This is a genomic window from Streptomyces sp. NPDC087300 (genome assembly GCF_044744425.1).
Classification (GTDB): Bacteria; Actinomycetota; Actinomycetes; order Streptomycetales; family Streptomycetaceae; genus Streptomyces.
Genome location: NZ_JBIUYI010000003.1, coordinates 1019833 through 1034438, shown reverse-complemented (window position 1 = coordinate 1034438; position 14606 = coordinate 1019833). Strand labels below are relative to the sequence as shown.

The following is a 14606-nucleotide window of genomic DNA, read 5'->3' as shown; positions in this document are numbered from 1 at the left end:
CATGGGATCCACACGTACGACCGGCGCACCCACGAAGATCACCCAGGGTTCGCAGACCAAGGGCGGCATCGGCGAGTCGACGCTGCGCCCCGACGGCACCCTGAAGGTGACCGGCGAGTTCGCGTACTCCTCGGACATGTGGCACGAGGACATGCTCTGGGGCCAGACGCTGCGCTCGACCGTCGCGCACGCCGAGATCGTCTCCATCGACACCTCGGAGGCGCTCGCGCAGTCCGGCGTCTACGCCGTGCTGACCTACGACGACCTGCCGGCCGAGATGAAGCACTACGGCCTGGAGATCCAGGACACCCCGGTCCTCGCGCACAAGAAGGTCCGCCACCACGGCGAGCCGGTGGCCATCGTCGCCGCCGACCACCCGGAGACCGCGCGCCGCGCCGCCGCCAAGATCAAGATCGAGTACCGGGAACTCCCGCTCATCACCGACGAGGCGTCGGCGACCGCCCCGGACGCCGTCCTGGTCCACGAGGGCCGCGACGACCACCACATCGGTCACGTGCCGCACCCGAACATCGTGCACCGCCAGCCGATCATCCGCGGTAACGCAGACGAGGCGGCCAAGAAGGCCGACGTGATCGTCAAGGGCGAGTACACCTTCGGCATGCAGGACCAGGCCTTCCTCGGCCCGGAGTCCGGCCTCGCGGTGCCCTCCGAGGACGGCGGCGTCGAGCTGTACGTCGCCACCCAGTGGCTGCACTCGGACCTCGGCCAGATCGCCCCCGTCCTCGGCCTGCCCGAGGAGAAGGTGCGCATGACGCTCTCCGGCGTCGGCGGTGCCTTCGGCGGCCGCGAGGACATCTCGATGCAGATCCACGCCTGCCTCCTGGCGCTGCGCACCGGCAAGCCGGTCAAGATCGTCTACAACCGGTTCGAGTCCTTCTTCGGCCACGTCCACCGCCACCCGGCGAAGCTCTACTACGAGCACGGCGCCACCAAGGACGGCAAGCTCACGCACATGAAGTGCAAGATCGTCCTGGACGGCGGCGCCTACGCGTCGGCCTCCCCGGCGGTCGTGGGCAACGCCTCGTCCCTCTCGGTCGGCCCGTACGTGATCGACGACGTGGACATCGAGGCCATCGCCCTCTACTCGAACAACCCGCCGTGCGGCGCGATGCGCGGCTTCGGCGCCGTCCAGGCCTGCTTCGCCTACGAGGCCCAGATGGACAAGCTCGCCGACAAGCTGGGCATCGACCGGGTCGAGTTCCGCCAGCTCAACGCGATGGAGCAGGGCACGATCATGCCGACCGGGCAGCCGGTCGACTCGCCCGCCCCGGTCGCCGAGATCCTGCGCCGCATCAAGGCCCGCCCGCTGCCGCCCGAGCGCCAGTGGGAGTCCAGCGAGGGCGCCGACGTGCGCCAGCTGCCCGGCGGCCTGTCCAACACCACGCACGGCGAGGGCGTCGTACGCGGTGTGGGCTACGCGGTCGGCATCAAGAACGTCGGCTTCTCCGAGGGCTTCGACGACTACTCCACCGCCAAGGTGCGCATGGAGGTCATCAACGGCGAGCCCGTGGCGACCGTGCACACGGCGATGGCCGAGGTCGGCCAGGGCGGTGTCACCGTCCACGCGCAGATCGCGCGGACCGAGCTGGGCGTCACCCAGGTGACCATCCATCCGGCCGACACACAGGTGGGCAGCGCGGGTTCGACCTCCGCGTCCCGTCAGACGTACGTCACCGGCGGCGCGGTCAAGAACTCCTGTGAGCTCGTGCGCGAGAAGGTCCTGGAGCTCGGCCGCCGCAAGTTCGGTACGTACCACCCCGCTTGGGCCACCGCGGAACTCCTGCTGGAGGGCGGCAAGGTCGTCACCGACGGCGGCGAGGTCCTCGGTGACCTGGTCGACGTCCTCGAGGACGAGATCGTCGAGATCGAGGCCGAGTGGCGGCACCGCCCCACCGAGGCCTTCGACCTGCGCACCGGACAGGGCTTCGGCCACGTCCAGTACTCCTTCGCCGCGCACCGCGCGGTGGTGGAGGTCGACACCGAGCTCGGCCTGGTCAAGGTCATCGAACTGGCCTGCGCCCAGGACGTCGGCAAGGCGCTCAACCCGCTGTCCGTGGTCGGCCAGATCCAGGGTGGCACCACCCAGGGCCTGGGCGTCGCGGTCATGGAGGAGATCATCGTCGACCCGAAGACCGCGAAGGTCAGGAACCCCTCCTTCACGGACTACCTGATCCCCACCATCCTCGACACGCCGACGATCCCCGTCGACGTGCTCGAACTCGCCGACGACCACGCCCCGTACGGGCTGCGCGGCATCGGCGAGGCCCCGACCCTGTCGTCCACCCCTGCCGTCCTCGCGGCGATCAGGAACGCGACGGGCCTGGAGCTCAACAGGACGCCGGTGCGGCCCGAACACCTCACCGGCACGTGAGCCCTCGGTGCGGGACCCTCACCCAGGGCCCCGCACCGAGGGACCGATCCCCCGCTCGGGGATCCGCGAAGTTCTCCGAGCGGTGTGTGCCTCCCGGGAACGTCACACTTCCTCCGCCCACACCGCTCGGAGCTCAACTCCCCTTCTTCTCGTGGGAGCAGTCGTTCGTCTCGGGCCGTCCCCCGGGTCGTGCAGCCAACGCACCATCCCAAATCCCGCAGTCAGCGGGTGCCCCTGTGAACCTTGGGAGTAGGCACCATGACCCAGTCTCCAACGGAGCTGAAGACCACGGCGGAGGACGCGGGCAACGGCTCCCGTGTTCCGGCCGGCCGGTCTTGGCTCGACAGGTACTTCCACATATCCCTGCGAGGATCCACGGTCGCGCGTGAGGTGCGCGGCGGCGTCACGACCTTCATGGCCATGGCGTACATCCTGCTGCTCAACCCCCTGATCCTGTCCGGCAAGGACGCGGCGGGGGACACCATGGCCACGAAGGCCGTGATCACCGCGACGGCGTTCGCGGCGGCCTTCACCACCCTGCTCATGGGCTTCGTCGGCAAGGTGCCGCTGGCCCTGGCCGCCGGACTCTCCGTGTCCGGTGTGATCTCCTCGCAGGTCGCGCCCGAGATGACCTGGCCGCAGGCCATGGGCATGTGTGTGATGTACGGCGTGGTGATCATGCTCCTCGTGGTCACCGGGCTGCGCGAGATGATCATGAACGCGATCCCGCTCGCCCTCAAGCACGGCATCACCATGGGCATCGGTCTCTTCATCGCGATCATCGGCCTGGTCAAGGGCGGCTTCGTCCACCAGGGCAAGGCGACACCGCTCACCCTCGGCCCCGCGGGGGAGCTGCAGGGCTGGCCCGTACTCATCTTCGCGGGCACCCTGCTCCTGATCTTCATGCTCCAGGCGCGCAACATCCCCGGCGCGATCCTGATCGGCATCATCACGGGCACCATCGTGGCCGTGGTCCTCAACGCGGCGGACGTCGTCGACCCCAAACAGTGGGCCAACGGCACGCCCGCCCTGCACGGCAGCGCGGTCTCCACACCCGACTTCTCACTCTTCGGTGACGTCGAGTTCGGCGGCTGGGGCGAAGTCGGCGCGATGACCGTCGGCATGATCGTCTTCACCCTGGTGCTGGCCGGCTTCTTCGACGCGATGGCCACCATCATCGGCGTCGGCACCGAGGCCAACCTGGCCGACGAGAAGGGCCGCATGCCCGGCCTGTCCAAGGCGCTGTTCATCGACGGCGCGGGCGGTGCCATCGGCGGTGTCGCGGGCGGCTCCGGCCAGACCGTCTTCGTCGAGTCCGCCACCGGCGTCGGCGAAGGCGCCCGCACGGGCCTCGCCTCGGTCGTCACCGGCCTGTTCTTCGCGGCCTGCCTCTTCTTCACCCCGCTCACCGCGATCGTGCCGCAGGAGGTCGCTTCCGCGGCCCTCGTCGTCATCGGCGCGATGATGATGATGAACGCACGGCACGTCGACTGGGCCGACCGCGCCACCGCCATCCCGGTCTTCCTGACCGTCGTCCTGATGCCCTTCACGTACACCATCACCACCGGTGTCGCGGCGGGCGTCATCTCCTGGGTCGCCATCAAGATCGCCCAGGGCAAGGCGCGCGAGATCGGCGCCTTCATGTGGGGCCTGACGGTGATCTTCATCGTCTACTTCGCCCTCAACCCCATCGAAGGATGGCTGGGCGTCCACTGACGCCCGAGCCCTCCGCACATCCCGAGACTCAACAGGAGGCCGACATGCTGGACATCGCCGACGAGCTGAACCGGTGGGTCGAGCAGGGACGTGACTTCGCCGTCGCCACCGTGGTGGCGGTCGGCGGGAGCGCGCCCCGGCAGCCGGGCGCCGCGCTCGCCGTCGACAGCGAGGGCACGGCGATCGGCTCGGTCTCCGGGGGATGTGTGGAGGGTGCCGTCTACGAACTGTGCCAACAGGCTCTGGAGGACGGCGAGACCGTCATGGAGCGCTTCGGGTACAGCGACGACGACGCCTTCGCCGTGGGACTCACCTGCGGCGGCATCATCGACATCCTGATCACCCCGGTCCGCGCGGGCGCCCCGGTCAGAACCGTCCTCGCGGCCGCTCTCGCCGCCGCCTCCTCGGGGGAGGCGGCGGCGGTCGCCCGCATCACGTCGGGACCCGCCGAGCTGGTCGGCCGCGCCGTTCTCGTACGGGCCTCCGGGGAGTCGGGGGAGTACGAGGGCGGGCTCGGCGGACACCCCGAGCTGGACCGCACGGCCGCGGGCGAGGCCCGCGCGATGCTGGACGCGGGGCGGACCGGCGTCGTCGAGATCGGCGAGGACGGCTCGCGGTGCGGTCAGCCGATCTCGCTGCTCGTCGAGTCGAGCGTGCCGCCGCCGCGCATGATCGTGTTCGGCGCGATCGACTTCGCCTCGGCGCTCGTCCGCATCGGCAAGTTCCTCGGCTACCACGTCACGGTCTGCGACGCCCGGCCCGTCTTCGCCACCCCCACGCGCTTCCCCGACGCCGACGACATCGTCGTCGACTGGCCGCACCGCTATCTGGAGCGCACCGAGACCGACGGCCGCACCGTGCTCTGCGTCCTGACGCACGACGCCAAGTTCGACGTGCCGCTCCTCAAGTACGCGCTGCGCCTGCCCGTCGCCTACGTCGGCGCGATGGGTTCGCGCCGCACGCACGAGGACCGCAACAAGCGGCTGCGGGACGTGGGCGTCACGGAAATCGAACTGGCCCGGCTGCGGTCGCCCATCGGGCTGGACCTCGGGGCACGCACGCCCGAGGAGACGGCGCTCTCCATCGCCTCGGAGATCGTCGCCAACCGGCGGGGCGGCAGTGGGGTGTCGCTCACCGGGGCGCACACGCCCATCCATCCGGATGGAACGCGGAGGGCTTCGGGGCGGATCGGGTCCGTGGCGTGAGCGGGTTCGGGGCCGCCTGCGGGTGCGCTCTGGCTGGGCGCGCGGTTCCTCGCGCCCCTGCGGGGCGGATCGGGTTCGTGGCCTGAGCGGTTTCCGGGGCGGCCGCGGGTGCGCTGTGGCTGGGCGCGCAGTTCCCCGCGCCCCTTACGGGGCCCTTGCCGGGGCGCGGCGGCCTTCAGGGCGGATCGGGTCCGTGGCCTGACGCCCTTGGATACCGGCTGCGGGTCTTCTGTGGCTGGGCGCGCAGTTCCCCGCGCCCCTTACGGGCCCTCATGGGGTCCCCTCCGTCGTCAGTCTCTTCACCACCTGGGTGAACATGCGGCGGGACACCGCTGCCAGCGGGGCGTCGCAGATCGACGGCAGGGCGCGTACGCGTAGGTCCTCGCGCCAGATCAGGCGGGAGTGGGGCGCGTAGGCGTAGACCTCGATCTCCGCCCAGCCGGTCACGAAACTTCCGCGTTTCTCCAGGCGGCAGCGGCCCGGCGCGGTGGCCAGCGGCGGGTGCCACTCGACCACCTCCATCACGTCGTCGAACCCGACGGGTCCGAGCGCGCTGCGGGCGACGAAGACCGTGCCGACGTGCGTGGGCGGTGGCGTGCGGACGTGGATCCGGGTCAGCGGGACGACGTCGGCGTGCCGCTCCCACGCGGTCAGCCGGGACCAGGTCTCGGCTGCGGACAGGGGCAGATCCCTGGTGAACTGGAAGTGAGCCACGCCCCGAGCCTGCCAGGCCGAAGGCCGGACGTGCCCTTCCGCCCCGCCGGGCGGCTCGGTCACGATGGGCGGGCACCGCATCCAGGCCGGCACCCGGAGGCCACCGTGGACCCACACCGGCAGGACGCGCCCGACGCCGCTCGCGAACGCCACGCCAGGCTCGACGCGCTGACCCGCGACCCCTACCCGCTCTACGACCGGGCCCGCGCGGCCGAAGGGCTCACCTTCGTGCCCGAGTTCGACGCCTGGCTGGTGGCCCGCGACGCCGACGTCCGCGAGGTGCTGCGCCGCCCCGACGACTTCTCCTCTGCCAACGTGCTCCGCGGCGACGTGCGCCCCTCGCCCGCGGCGCTCGCCGTGCTCGGCGGGGGCTTCGGCGGCGCCGGGGTCGTGGTCAACTCGGACGGCGCCGCGCACCGGCGGCTGCGCGCGCCCCTGGTCCGCGCGCTCTCGGCGGCGCGGGTCGCCAAGCTGGTGCCGTACGTGAGGGAACGGGCCGAGGCGCTCGTCGAGTCCTTCGCGGCGCGGGGGCGCGTCGAGCTGATGGAGGCGTACGCGCGACGGCTGCCCGGCGAGGTCGTCGGCAAGCTCGTCGGGCTCGACCCCGCGGACGTACCGAGGGCGGTGCACGGCGGGTACCAGGCCGAGCGGCTGCTCTTCAGGCCGCTGGACGAGGCGGCCCAAGTGGCCGCCGCCGAGGACGTCGTGGCGATGCAGCGGGTCATGGACGGCTACGTACGCGACCGCAGGGCGGCGCCGCGCGATGACCTGTGCACGGAGCTCGTCGCCGCACTCGCCCCCGGCCCCGCCGACCAGCCGCTCACCCTCGAACAGCGCCATGAACTCGTCGCGCAGCTGCAGAACTTCCTGCTGGCGGGCCACCTCACCACCACGGCCCTGACCGGCACCACGGTGCTCCATCTGCTGCGCAGCCCGGACCGCTGGAAGCTGCTCACGGAGGAGCCCGCGCGGATCCCGGCGGCGATCGAGGAAGCGGCCCGCTACGACACGGCCGTCCAGGCCTTCCGGCGCACCACCACCCGGGACGTCTCCCTGGCCGGCACCGAACTGGCCGAGGGCAGCACGCTCCTCGTGGCGTTCGGGGCGGCGGGGCGGGACGCCGCACGGCACCCGCGGCCCGCGGACTTCGACGTCGAGCGGCAGCAGAACGGCCGCCATCTCGCCTTCGGCCTGGGCGTCCACGGCTGCGTGGGCGAGCTGCTGGCCCGCGAGCAGCTCAGGATCACCCTGGAGCTGCTGACCCGGCGGCTGCCCGGCCTGCGGCTCGCCGACGACCGGCCCGCCGTCACGATGCGGCCGACCCTGATCCACCGGGCTCCGGAGGCGCTGCACCTCACGTGGTGAAGCGCGCCGCGGGTCCCTAGCGGTAGATCTTGCCCGGCTCGGCCTTGCCCGGCGCGAGCAGCTGCGGCACGGTCACGAAGACGAAGCCGCGCTCCTTCAGCTTGTCGATGACACCGGGCACGGCGGGGACGGTGCCCTTGTAGATGTCGTGCAGCAGGATGATGCCGTCGCGCTTGGTCTGCTCCAGGACGCGCTTCTCGATCAGCTTGGAGTCATTGGTCGTGTAGTCCTTCGCGGTCACGGACCACAGGATCTCCGAGAGACCGAGCTCCTTGGAGAGCTTGTTGATGTCGTCGTTGGTGCGGCCCTGCGGCGGGCGCATCAGCGTCGGCTTCTTGCCGATGAGCTTCTCGATCGCCTCGTTGGGGCGCTCCAGCTCCTTGCGCGCCTCCTTGGCGTCGATCTTCGTGAGGATCTTGTGCGACCAGGTGTGGCTCGCGACCTCGTGCCCCTCGGCGTCCATCTGCTTCACGAGCTCGGGGTACTTCTCTATGTGGTTCTTGCCGAGCGTGAAGAAGGTGGCGGGCACCTTCTTCTCCTTGAGGATGCTGAGCAGCTTGGGCGTGTTCTCGCTGGGCCCCGCGTCGAAGGTGAGGGCCACGCACTTGGCCTTGCGGCAGTCGACCGTGCCGAACTTCCCCTGGTCCGCGGCCTTCGCCCCGGCGGCGTCCTTGCGGACGGTGGCGGGGGACGTGGTGTCGAGCTTGGTGCACCCGGTCATCGCGAGGGCGAGGGCGGCCCCCGCGGCGAGGGCGGAGGCGGTCCGGCGCAACCTCTTCGTCGATCGGCGCGTCTTGGGGGCGGAGGGCATGTTCACGGCAGGCATGCGAGCACTATACATGTGACGTATACACGCCGTTCATAGCCCCCTGTACTGGGCACCTCTCCCCGTACGGGCCCGTACGCGAGCGCGTACGAACCCGCAGGGAAGAGGCGAAATGCCCTGCCGTGAAGAGGCGGAAGGACCCCAGGAACGGCCTCGGGAACGGCCTAGGGATGCCTAGGGAACGGCCTCGGGAGCGGCCTGGGTCAGGTCGGGATGACCCTGATCGACGGGTGGATCGAGGTGTTCAGGTAGAGCCGCTCCTTCTTGCCCTCCTGCTCCAGCTCCATCACCAGCCGGTACCGGTACAGACCGGGCTTCGCGGTGCTCATGACCGTGCCCGCCCAGTAGTAGTAGACCGGCGTGTACTTGTCCCGCATGCGGTCGGGCATCCCGTAGATCTTCAGCTCGTTGAAGATCCGGCGCTCCGCCACGTCCTCCTCGTCACCCACCTCGGTGTCCAGGAAGACGATGTTGTTGATCTTCGGCATGGGGGGCCAGGTGCCGTCCAGGCGCTTCTCCATGTCGATCGGGCGCACGATCCAGTTGATGACCTGCCCCTGCTTGCACACCGTCTCCAGGGAGGGCGTGCCCTGCCCCTTGCCGCCGATGCTGTTGTCCATCATGTACATCGCGTCGCTCAGCGAGCCCGTCTCCGTCGCCCGCTCCATGTTGATGAGCGTCACGATGTTGAGCTGGACCGAGTTCAGCTGGCCGGGATTCTGCTTCTCCACGCCACTGCGCGTAGTGGTGCTCACCGTGCCTCCTTCGCGTACGCCGCCATGACTGCCTGGTCCCTAGCCGACGAGGGACGACGACAGGGTGGTGCTGATCGGCTGGTCCCTCGTGCCCAGCTTGAACTTGAGCTGGTACGTGATCGGTCCCGCGTCGGCCTTCTTCACGGTGCCGACCCAGTACGCGACGTCGGTGCCGGGGTAGACCTTCCGCTCCGGCTCGCACACCTCGCGGTCGATCACGATGTCCTCGATGGCGACGTACGCCTCACACTCCAGCGCGAGGCAGTTCCACAGGATCTGGTCCCCGCGCTTCGCCTTGGTCTGCAGCTCCTCGCTGCCGAACCCGGTGGAGCCGCCGGCCTTGTTCGTGTCGTACATGTACAGGTGGCCCCGGAGATTGCCGGCCGCCAGGGCGCCCACGCAGTCCACGACGGCGGTGATGGAGATCGGCCGCTTCGCGACGGTCTCCCGCCTCGGCTTGGTGGTCATCTGTTCCTCCTCGTCCGGTGGGGGGGGGTGCTCAGCCGCGCTGGGCGGGCGGGTTCGTCGGGATCGGCAGCTGGCCGACACCCGCCTTGGTGAAGGCGTTGCGCCGCGGCTCCGAGCTGATCTTCAGAGACGAGGAGCAGGTCAGGTTCACCGGATCCCACCGGAGCTCGCCGTTGGTCTGCGCGAGCCGGTGCAGCTGGATGCGCATGGTGTACGAGTACGTGCCGGGCCGGGACGTGTCGACCGTCGCCGACCAGTACCAGCCGTCGGTGACCATGTCGGGGGAGCCGTACTCCGCCGGGTACATGATCTTCGCGTCCACGGCCTCGCCGTAGATGTCGGTGATCACCGGGGCGGGGTAGCTCGCCGAGGAGGTGGCGTCCTCGGTCACGATCTGACCGGTGACGTCCACGATCTTCTGCCCGGACATCCGGCCGCGGGTGCGCCGGGTGGTCTTGACCCGGGTGCCCACGTTCCTGCGGATGCGGTTGAGCTCCACGGCCGCGTCGGCGCTCGGCACCGTGGACTTGGCCGCCAGCTCCTGGAGCTCGGCGAGCGCCTGCTCGTCGCTCTGCCGGGCCCGCTCGACCTCGTAGCCGCGCGGCACGGTGGGCGGGATGGAGCCCAGGCTGTACGGCAGCCAGTTGAGCACCTGCTCGCTGGCCTGTGAACCGTCCAGCCAGTACGAGCCGTGGATCGCGGTCACCAGCTCGCCGGTGCCCTGGTTCTCCGAGCCGTGCAGCTTCATGTTGTCGAACAGATAGGTGTTGCCGTCGAGGGTGTTGGACGTGAGCGCGCTGCCGACGTCCACGAGCACGATGATCGCCAACTGTTGGGGCATGATTCCGCCTTCGTCGTCGTTCCCGGCTTTGCCGTCGTCGCCGTTCTCCGGCCGGCCGCTACTGACACATCAGCGCGGGGGATTCGACATGCATGACGCTGTCGACGCCGTCGTACATCTGGAGTTCCAGGCGGTACGTGTAGGGCACGCCCCGCGCCATCCAGGACGGCACCACACCGGTCCACACGTCGAGGTCGAGCTTGGCGCTCGCCGGGTCGCCCGACTCCTGGTCGTGGGAGCTCCGGCCCTGGCCCTGGCTCTGGCCGTAGGAGCCCTGGCCGTAGGAGCCCTGGCCGTAGGAACCCTGCCCGTACGCGCTCTGGCCGGACTGCCCGTAGGCACCCTGTCCATAGGCGCCCTGGCCGTACCCACCCTGGCCGTACGCGCCCTGGCCCTGGCCCGCGCCGGGCTGACCCTGTTGTCCTTGCAGGCCCTGCTGTCCTTGCTGTCCTTGCTGCGCCTGCTGGCCCTGCGCCTGTCCTTGCTGCCCGTTCTGCCCGTTCTGCCCGTTCGCCGGGACGAAGGAGATGTTCTTGATCTCCACGGGCGTCTGGAGGTCCAGCGCGAGCGCGGTCCACGAGACGGTCTGGCCGGGCCTGACGACGGTCACGAGGTTCGGCGTCCCCTGATGGGAGCTGTTGAACGAGCCGTCGTCCACCATGCAGAGATTGCCGTCCTGCAGCGACTTGGTCGACAGCGCGCCGATGACGTCCACGACGGCGATGATGTTCACTTGCGACTTGGTTCCACTCACGGTCATTCCACTCCTGTCCTCGCACCTGGTGGTTGCGCGCGGTGCCCCGCGCCTAGCCGCGGTCCCGCACCAGCGGGACCTTTCCGACAGCCGTCCGCTCGATCTCCGCGGAGAGCCTGGGCACGAACTTGAGCTGGAAGGTGTAGCCGGTCCGCTCGATCGACGCGGCGTTCGCCTCGCCGTGGTTGAACAGCGAGAGGGCGCGCGGCAGGGCGTTCACGAACAGCTGCTGCGCCCCGTAGGGGCCGAGCGCGGCGTCCGCCCGGTAGGTCAGGCCCAGCACGTCGTCGACCGCGGCGAACAGCGTGATCGTCTTGCCCTCGCGGTAGTTGACGAACTGCACGTCGTGCGCGACCTCGGGCAGGTCCACCACGTCGGCGGCCTTCAGCTCGTCGCACACGGCGGTGTAGGCGCGCGCCGCCGAGTACTGGCTGTCGTTGATGTGCAGTACGTCGCCGGTACGGCCGGCGAACTCGAACTGCTCGGTCTTCAGGCCGGGTCCGTCCGTACGCGGCCTGCGGATCATCCGGTCGCCCAGCTTCAGCCTCAGCAGCGGGGCCTCGTGCGCGTGCAGCCGGGTGACGACGAGTTCGCCCTCCTCGCCCTCGGGGACGGGCCGGCCCTCCTCGTCGACGATCTCGATGTAGTGCAGCCCCGGCACCGACGACAGATAGGGCGATTCCGCGTCGAGCTGGAGGCCGATCGTCTCCGCCTGGGTGGCGGCGAAGTAGCTGAGGATCGCCAGGTTCGGGTAGAGCGCCTGGAGTTCGACCCGCTTGCGGTGCGGCAGCACGCCGCTGCCGTACAGGGCGACGCGGAAGCTCTCCCGGTACTCCTGGCGCATGCCCGCGCCGAGGTCGGCGAGGATCGCGATGCCCGCGGAGATCCCCATCAGCGCCTTGGGGCCCCGGTAGGAGAACATGTGCTCGAGGACGGGGGCGGTGACGGGCCCCGCGCCGACGTAGTTGACGCCCGGCACGTGCTGGAGCACGCCGCCGACCATCGTGCCGCTGCTCCACATCTGGTAGTCGGCCAGCGTGGTGAACAGCCACTTGGGGTCGGTGCCCGCGAGGTGCCCGGCGAGCTGGTAGGCGCCCATGAAGCGGCCGGCGATCTCATAGGTGTCGCGCAACTCCCGCAGGGCGTACACGACTTCGAGCGGCCGCCCCCCGCTGGTGCCGCCGCTGGCCACGATCTCGAACTCGCCGCGGGTGAGGGGGACCACCAGGCCGGGCCGCGCGTCCATGAGGAAGTCGCGCTGCACGTCCTTGTCCGACAGCGGGATGCGCTGCCACTCCTCGTACGTCGTGGGGGCGCTGGTGATGCCCGCGCCGCGCAGCCGTTCGCGCCACAGCGGGTTGAGCATCGCGGTGTTGACCATCTGCTGGAGACGGCGCTGGACGAGGGCGTCCTGGATCTCGTGCGGGACCTCGCTGTAGAGCGTCTGGCAGACCCGCTCGCATTCGCGCATCTTGCTCGCGAACGAGGGAAGTACGGTTACGGCTTCAACTGATTCCGGGTGTAACTCCCAGTCAGGTATGAGCCAGTTGGCAAGTTCCCTGGCGCCGCCGGGAGCCGGTGCGGCGGGTGGCACACGCGTTGCCTGTGGAGCGTGAGATGTACTCAACATCCGTCCCCTCTAAGCTTTCGCTGTTCCCTCTTCGCTGTTGAGCAGGTCCTGCCCGGTTCTCCGGATTTCGGTGAGCAGCATCCGGAAGTGCTCGCCGGTGATCTGATGGTTCATCATGACCACGCGCAGTGCGGCCACGCCGTCGACATCAACTTTCGAGATGAAGAAATTCCCCTCGAGTTTGATGCGATTCCTGATGGCGATCTGAAGACGGTGAACGTCTTTCCTCCCGAGCCCTGAAGGAAGGTAACGGAAGCACAAGATATTGGCTTCCGGACGGTGCAGGGTCTCGAAGTCGCGGTCGGCCCGCACGACATCATGGGCCTCTTGCGTCAGTCGGCAGAGATACTCGATCTTCTCCGCGAACAACGCCCTTCCATAGAGCGCCCACAGGGCCCAGAGCGTCATGATCATGGGCCGCTTCGTGCACTCGAAGTTCTTTCCGCCGCTGTCGAAGGCGGTGTAGATGTCCTGCTCCTCCTCGAACACATAGCTTGCTTTCTGCCGGAATGCCGCAAGGCTGGATTCCCTGTTCCGGTAGAAGAGCATGGTGCAGGGTGCGGGGACGAACATCATCTTGTGCGCGTCCCAGGTCAGCGAATCCGCCTTCTCGATGCCCCGGAGCTTGTCGCGGAGCGTGTCGGAGACCAGCAGGCTCGCGCCGTGCGCGCCGTCCACGTGCAGCCACAGGCCCCGCTCGCGGGCGATGTCGGCCAGTTCGTCGATCGGGTCGAACGCGCCCACCGGCGTGCTGCCCGCCGAGACGACGAGGCAGAACACCTTCAGGTTCTGCCGCTCCGCCGCGGCGAGCGTCGCGCGCACTTCGCTCACGTCGATCTGCTGGCGCCGGTTGAGCGGCAGGCGCACGAGCTGGGCGTCGCCGATGCCCATCACACCGGCCGCCCTGGCGATGCTGTAGTGCACGTCGGCGCCCACCGCGATGGCCGGCCTGGGCTGGCCGCGCAGTGCCGAACCCCCCTCTGACCAGTAGCCGGGCAGCTTCTCGTTGCGTGCGGCGAGCAGTGCGGTGAGGTTGGCGAGCGAGCCGCCGGAGGTGGTCACCATGGTGAACCGCCCCGGATCCCAGCCGATGAACCGGTTCAGCTCGTCGGCCATGATGCGCTCGACCGCGCTGGGCAGCTGGCCCGCCTCGTAGAACGAGGCCGGCTGGCTGAGCATGGAGCTCACGAAGTCCATCACCCCGGCGACCGGCGCGGGGGCGGAGAACTGCCGCCCCATGTAGCCGGGCGACCGCACCTGGATCCCCGTCCTGATGTACAGGTCGATGATCCCCGCCAGCCTCTCCTCGTCGAAGGCGGCGACGCTCTCGTGCTCCGTCGTCATCAAGGCCCTCGCGGCCTCGGACAACTTCGCGGGATCGATCAGTTCGAGGCCCCTGATGGAGATGTCCGACAGGTGCTTCTCGAGCTTTGAGAGAGCGGTTTCTGAGTTCTCCCTGAACAGCTGCGGATCAAATGCCTCAAGCAGTAATCCGCTCTGCTCCGATCCGGGATCACTCGACCGAGATTCCGTCACTAGGGTTCCCCCCTTGGAAATCCCCCGTATAGCCCGACATGGTTTTGCGGCCCGACATCGGCGCGCTCGGTGCGCGACACCCGGATGCCGTCCGGAGTTCTTCGGGTGTTCTCCTGCTCAAAGACTTGCGGCCCGGCTGGTCGAACCGGATCGCAATGCCTCGGCCGGCGGCCCGCGTTCAGCGAAGGCCGCACGGCATTCCCCCTCGAAGCGCTCGCGCAGCTTGTTACTCCCCCGGCATGGTCAGTGCCCCACAGCGACCACCGTAGGCGCTCACGATTCAACGAGAAATCGAAACTCCGGGGTCTGTCCGAAAAAGCGCGCGGACCATCTGATGGTTCGTCAATCAACTGCAGTCACATGCGTAACCGTAGATATGCGAGGTTCCAGAAGGGTTCCGTTCT

Annotated in this window: 12 protein-coding genes; 4 read left to right on the top strand and 8 right to left on the bottom strand. The window is 69.2% G+C overall.

Annotation, left to right across the window (positions count from 1 at the left end):
• The first annotated feature begins 1 nt into the window (after nucleotide 1).
• From ACIO9J_RS15405 to ACIO9J_RS15395, 3 genes are all read left to right on the top strand, one after another.
• Entirely contained in the window at nucleotides 2-2392 is a 2391-nt protein-coding gene (locus ACIO9J_RS15405; RefSeq protein ID WP_401998242.1) for a xanthine dehydrogenase family protein molybdopterin-binding subunit, read from the top strand.
• 258 nt (nucleotides 2393-2650) lie between these two features.
• Nucleotides 2651-4108, top strand: coding sequence for an NCS2 family permease (locus ACIO9J_RS15400; protein ID WP_401998239.1), 1458 nt, complete (start codon nucleotides 2651-2653; stop codon nucleotides 4106-4108).
• A 44-nt stretch (nucleotides 4109-4152) separates the two neighbouring features.
• A complete protein-coding gene (locus ACIO9J_RS15395) occupies nucleotides 4153-5313 on the top strand; it encodes an XdhC family protein (protein WP_401998236.1) in 1161 nt (386 codons plus the stop codon).
• Between the two features lie 270 nt (nucleotides 5314-5583).
• On the opposite strand, the gene ACIO9J_RS15390 is transcribed toward ACIO9J_RS15395, so the two are convergent.
• Nucleotides 5584-6027: an SRPBCC family protein gene (locus ACIO9J_RS15390; RefSeq protein ID WP_401998233.1), complete on the bottom strand. Its 444-nt coding sequence runs from the start codon at nucleotides 6025-6027 to the stop codon at nucleotides 5584-5586.
• A 105-nt stretch (nucleotides 6028-6132) separates the two neighbouring features.
• Here ACIO9J_RS15390 and ACIO9J_RS15385 point away from each other — a divergent pair, with 105 nt between their 5' ends.
• The gene (locus ACIO9J_RS15385) at nucleotides 6133-7392 is read left to right on the top strand and encodes a cytochrome P450 (protein ID WP_401998231.1); all 1260 of its coding nucleotides are present in this window, start codon (nucleotides 6133-6135) and stop codon (nucleotides 7390-7392) included.
• Nucleotides 7393-7408: 16 nt separating this feature from the next.
• Here the strand turns inward: ACIO9J_RS15385 and ACIO9J_RS15380 are convergent, their stop codons facing one another.
• From ACIO9J_RS15380 to ACIO9J_RS15350, 7 genes are all read right to left on the bottom strand, one after another.
• A complete protein-coding gene (locus ACIO9J_RS15380; RefSeq protein WP_401998228.1) occupies nucleotides 7409-8218 on the bottom strand; it encodes a polysaccharide deacetylase family protein in 810 nt (269 codons plus the stop codon).
• 203 nt (nucleotides 8219-8421) lie between these two features.
• A complete protein-coding gene (locus ACIO9J_RS15375) occupies nucleotides 8422-8973 on the bottom strand; it encodes a hypothetical protein (protein WP_401998225.1) in 552 nt (183 codons plus the stop codon).
• A 39-nt stretch (nucleotides 8974-9012) separates the two neighbouring features.
• Entirely contained in the window at nucleotides 9013-9441 is a 429-nt protein-coding gene (locus ACIO9J_RS15370; protein WP_401998222.1) for a hypothetical protein, read from the bottom strand.
• 31 nt (nucleotides 9442-9472) lie between these two features.
• Nucleotides 9473-10282 carry a hypothetical protein gene (locus ACIO9J_RS15365; protein ID WP_401998219.1) on the bottom strand — a complete coding sequence of 270 codons (810 nt, stop codon included), beginning with the start codon at nucleotides 10280-10282 and terminating at the stop codon, nucleotides 9473-9475.
• A gap of 58 nt (nucleotides 10283-10340) precedes the next feature.
• A complete protein-coding gene (locus tag ACIO9J_RS15360; RefSeq protein ID WP_401998216.1) occupies nucleotides 10341-11036 on the bottom strand; it encodes a hypothetical protein in 696 nt (231 codons plus the stop codon).
• Between the two features lie 52 nt (nucleotides 11037-11088).
• Nucleotides 11089-12507: a hypothetical protein gene (locus ACIO9J_RS15355; RefSeq protein WP_401998213.1), complete on the bottom strand. Its 1419-nt coding sequence runs from the start codon at nucleotides 12505-12507 to the stop codon at nucleotides 11089-11091.
• A 168-nt stretch (nucleotides 12508-12675) separates the two neighbouring features.
• Nucleotides 12676-14202, bottom strand: coding sequence for a pyridoxal phosphate-dependent decarboxylase family protein (locus tag ACIO9J_RS15350; protein ID WP_401998210.1), 1527 nt, complete (start codon nucleotides 14200-14202; stop codon nucleotides 12676-12678).
• Between the last annotated feature and the right edge of the window lie 404 nt (nucleotides 14203-14606).